This window comes from Synechococcus sp. CCY9202 (genome assembly GCF_034931685.1).
Taxonomy (GTDB): domain Bacteria; phylum Cyanobacteriota; class Cyanobacteriia; order PCC-6307; family Cyanobiaceae; genus CBW1002.
In genome coordinates this window covers 1-4,545 of sequence record NZ_JAYGID010000115.1, presented here as the reverse complement: position 1 = coordinate 4,545, position 4,545 = coordinate 1, and the positions used below count along the sequence as shown (strand labels likewise).

Below are 4,545 nucleotides of genomic sequence, written 5' to 3'. Positions count from 1 at the left end.
AATGCCAGCAGGAGGAGCGCCCATCTCAAGCAGTCTCTGCCTGAGATGCAAACGGGAATCAGGGCGCCGTCAAGGGTTCAGCTGAGACGAAGTTCGCCGCGTGCTGTCCCGACCCCTGAACGGATACTGTCGGCTTACGCATGCCCGATGGTATCAGCGCCTTCCAAGTAGAAGGCCGGACCTACTACATCACCGCCAATGAAGGGGATGCCCGGGAATACGGAGACTATGAAGATATAGCCCGCAATCCCGCTGCCGCCAATGGCCGACTGGACACCATCCTGGCCTCTGATGGCACGCCCACCAACGTCTCCCTTGGTAGTCGCTCGGTGAGCATCTTTGATGCCCAGACCGGCGAGCTTGTCTGGGACAGCGGGAACAGCCTTCAGACAATCGCCTTCGCAGCGGGCACGTATGCCGACGGCCGCAGTGATGCCAAGGGTGTGGAGCCCGAGACGGTGACGACCATCCAGGAAGACGGCCGCACTTACGCCATCGTGGGGATGGAGCGTGGCCTCAAGACCACCCTGGTCATCTTCGACATCAGTGAGCCGACGAATGGCCAGTACGTCAGCCACAGCGTGATTGAGGGCAGTCTCTCCCCCGAGGGCCTGCTGGTGATTCCCGCCAAGGACAGCCCCACCCGCCGCAGCCAGTTGGTGATCTCCAATGAGGTCAGCAACACCCTGGACATCCTCGACCTGAGTGCTCTGATCAACACCCCTGGCCCAGGCAGTGCGGGCGTCTTCGAGCAGACGATGCTCAAGGATGTGGCCGGAGGGCCCGAGCTGCAGATCAGCAGTCTGATCACCAATGGTGAGTTCACCAACGGCCTGGAGCCCGGCGCCAGTGTCTACACACCCACCGGCATCTTCGATGGCCTTGGCGCCTACGACAACGGAGATGGCACCTACACCGTGCTGGCCAACAGCGAGCTCAACAACGGCACCGGCACCCCCTATGTAGTGGGCGGTGTGGCCCTCAACGGCGCCCGCATCCACAAGCTGATCGTTGACAAGGACGTCGATGATGACGCCAGCAACGGCTACCAGTCGGCAGTGATCGCTGGAGGGATCGCTTACACAACCATCGTGGATGCCAACGGCAATCTGGTCACCGATGCCGCCCAGCTGAACGGAGGTTTCAATCGCTTCTGTTCTGGCAGTTTCGAGATAGCCGACCGTTTCGGGGCCGGCCATGGCTTTGTGGATTCCATCTACCTCACCGGTGAGGAGACGGATGAGGGTCTCTTCTATGCCCTCGACACCGCCACCGAAACCCTCTACGCCCTGCCGGGGCTGGGCCGCGGTGGCTGGGAAACCGCCGTGCAGGTGGACACGGGCAGCGCGAACACCGTGGCTGTGATCCTGATGGATGACAACACCTCCCCCCTCTATCTGTGGGTGGGCAGCAAGTCGGTGGATCCGGCGGCCTCTTTCCTGGAACGCAACGGCCTGGCGGCGAGCCAGGGCAATGTCTACACCTGGGTTCCGACGGGTGGCAGCATTGGCACGGATGCTGGCCTGGTCGAGCAGGACTACACGGATGATGATGTCGACAATCCGGTGGCTGTACCCGATTCCGCTGACCTCAATGACCTGGCCCTGGGCACCGCCGCCGCCGGCAGCTGGGAGCTGGTGGGCGACGGCTCCACAGTGGCCAGCTGGGATGAGGCCACCCTGCGAGCCAACGCCAACGCCCTCGGGGCGCTCCAGCTCAGCCGCCTGGAGGACGCCAGCATCAATCCCACCAATGGCCAGCAGGTGGTGTTCGCCACCACCGGCAATTCGGCCTTTGCTGGGGCCGACAGCTTCGGCAACCTGATCACCCTGGATCTCAGCGGTGCTTTCAATCCTGATGGAGAGATTGTTGCGGGAAACAACAGCACCAATCTGACCGTAATTTATGACGGCGATCGGGAAATTTCTGATTGGGAGACTACCAACGGGAGTGCGATCGATACGCCCGAAGAACAGGCCGCCTTCGGTGCCACGATCATCCGCAGCCCCGACAACCTCACCTGGTCGGCTGATGGGTCAGTCTATGTGCAGGAAGATCGCTCGGTGCCTGCGCCTTACTTCGCCCAGGAAGAGGCCTCGATCTGGAAGGTGAGCCCCACCGAGACAGATTCCATCACGGGCCAGGCCTCCACTGAACGCTGGGCCCAGATCGATCGGACCGCAGTCCCTACCGACTACGGCCAGACCGACCCCAGCGCTACCGATCCGGGCAACTGGGAATCCTCCGGGATTCTTGATGTCTCCACCCTCTACAACCAGCTCCCCGGCACCAGTTTCCTGGCCGACGTACAGGCCCACAGCCTGCGCGACGGCAACATCGGCGAGAACGGCAACCTTGTGCAGGGTGGCCAGCTCAACCTGATCCAGGACACCGGCGTGCTCTGAGCCTTCGGGTGACCCGCCGATGATGTTGAGGGCCCCCAGCTGGGCCCTTTTTCATGCTTCGGCCAGCAGGGCCAGCAGAGCCGCTTCATCCAGCACCGCCACTCCGAGGCTTTCCGCTTTGGCCAGCTTGCTGCCGGCCTCCTCGCCGGCCACCACGTAGCTAGTCTTCTTGCTTACCGAGCCGGTGACCTTGCCGCCGGCGGCCTCGATCCGCTCCTGGGCCTGGCGGCGGCTGAGGCTGGGCAGGGTGCCGGTGAGCACGAAGGTGGAGCCAGCCAGGGGCGCCGCCAGGGCCGCGGCCCCCTCGCTGGGACCGGCCATGGCCTGCTGCTCGGCCGCACTGAAGGCCAGGGAGAAGCCGAGCTGCTCCAGCTCCGCCAGCAGGGCCTGGTTGGCCGGGGTGCCGAACCACTGCTGCAGGCTCTGGGCGATCTCCCCGCCGATGCCGAACACGGCGATGATCCGCTCCGGGCTGTCGGCGGCGGCGGCGGCCAGATCGGCGGCGCTGGGGAAGGCGCGGGCCAGGGCCTTGGCATTCACCTCCCCCACGTGATGGATGCCGAGCCCGTAGAGCTGCCGCGGCCAGGGCTGGGTTCTGGAGGCCGCCAGGGCCGCCACCAGATTGGCGGCACTCTTCTCGCCCATCCGCTCCAGGCTGGCCAGCAGGGCCGCATCGAGCCGGTAGAGATCGGCGATCGAGGCCACCAGGCCCCGATCCACCAGCTGCTCGATCAGCTTGCCGCCGAGGCCGTCCACATCGAGGGCCCCCTTGCTGACCCAGTGGCGCAGGGCGCCCCGCAGGATCGCCGGGCAGCTGCTGTTGACGCAGCGGGTGGCCGCCTCGCCCTCCTCCCGCACCAGCTCCGAGCCACATTCCGGGCAGGTCTGGGGCAAGGCCAGCCGCGGAGCCGCCGCAGGCCGCAGCTCCGGCAGCACCCGCACCACCTCCGGAATGATCTCGCCGGCCTTGCGCACCACGATCGTGTCGCCGGCATGGAGATCCAGCTCCGCCAGGCGGTCGGCGTTGTGAAGGGTGGCGCGGCTCACCGTGGTGCCGGCCAGGGGGACCGGCTCGAACTCGGCCACGGGCGTCACCACGCCGGTGCGGCCCACCTGGCAGGCCAGCCGCAGCAGCTTGCTGGGGGCCTCCTCGGCGGCGTACTTGAGCGCGATCGCCCAGCGGGGGGCCTTCTGGGTGAAGCCGGCATCGGCCTGCAGGCGCAGATCGTTGAGCTTCACCACCACGCCGTCGGTGGCATACGGCAGCTGCCGGCGCCCCTCCTCCCACTGGGCGAAGAAGGCCTCCACCGCCGCCAGATCGTTCAGAAGCGAGGCATTGGGATTCACCCGGAACCCGGCCCTCTGCAGCCACTGCAGCGCCTGCCACTGACCGGTGGGGCGCTGGGGATCAGCGGCGGCGGGCTGCCAGTCGTCCGGCAGATGCAGGGTGTAAGCGAAGAAATCGAGCCGGCGGGCGGCCACCACCCGCGGATCCAGCTGGCGCAGGGTGCCGGCGCAGGCGTTGCGGGGATTGGCGAACAGGGCCTCGCCCCGGGCCTGCCGCTCGGCATTGATCGCGGCAAAGGTCGCGTCGGGGATCAGGGCCTCGCCGCGCACCTCCACCCACTCCGGCGGGCGCTCGAGCTGGAGCCGCAGCGGCACGCTCTGGATCGTGCGCACGTTGGCGGTGATCTCCTCGCCCCGCTCGCCGTCGCCACGGGTGGCGGCCCGCACCAGCAGGCCGTGCTCGTAGCTGAGGGCGAGGGCGTTGCCGTCGATCTTGAGCTCGCCCACCATCGCCAGGGCCGGCAGGGGAGCGCCGGGCTGGGGCTGGCGATCCAGCACCTTGAGCAGCCGTCCGTACCAGGCCTCCAGCTCCTCGAGGGAGAAGGCGTTATCGAGGCTGAGCAGGCCGATGCGGTGGGCCACACTCACGAACCCCTCGGCCGGGGCCCCACCGACGCGCTGAGTCGGGCTGTCCGGCGTGATCAGCTCAGGATGGGTCCCCTCGAGCTCCAGCAGCTCCCGGTAGAGCCGGTCGTAGACCGGATCCTCCATATCGGGGGCGTCGAGCACGTAATAGGCATGGGCGGCGCGGCTGAGCAGCCGCCGCAGCTCCTCGGCCCGCTGCCGCGCGGCC

At 67.0% G+C, this 4,545-nt stretch carries 2 protein-coding genes; one reads left to right on the top strand and one right to left on the bottom strand.

From position 1 onward, the window contains the following. Positions 1–140: 140 nt before the first annotated feature. Positions 141–2,405, top strand: coding sequence for a choice-of-anchor I domain-containing protein (locus VB777_RS14390; protein ID WP_323249778.1), 2,265 nt, complete (start codon positions 141–143; stop codon positions 2,403–2,405). 51 nt (positions 2,406–2,456) lie between these two features. Here VB777_RS14390 and ligA read toward each other — a convergent pair. Next, the coding region (gene ligA / locus VB777_RS14385; RefSeq protein ID WP_323249776.1) for an NAD-dependent DNA ligase LigA at positions 2,457–4,545 on the bottom strand (2,089 nt) is incomplete at its 5' end.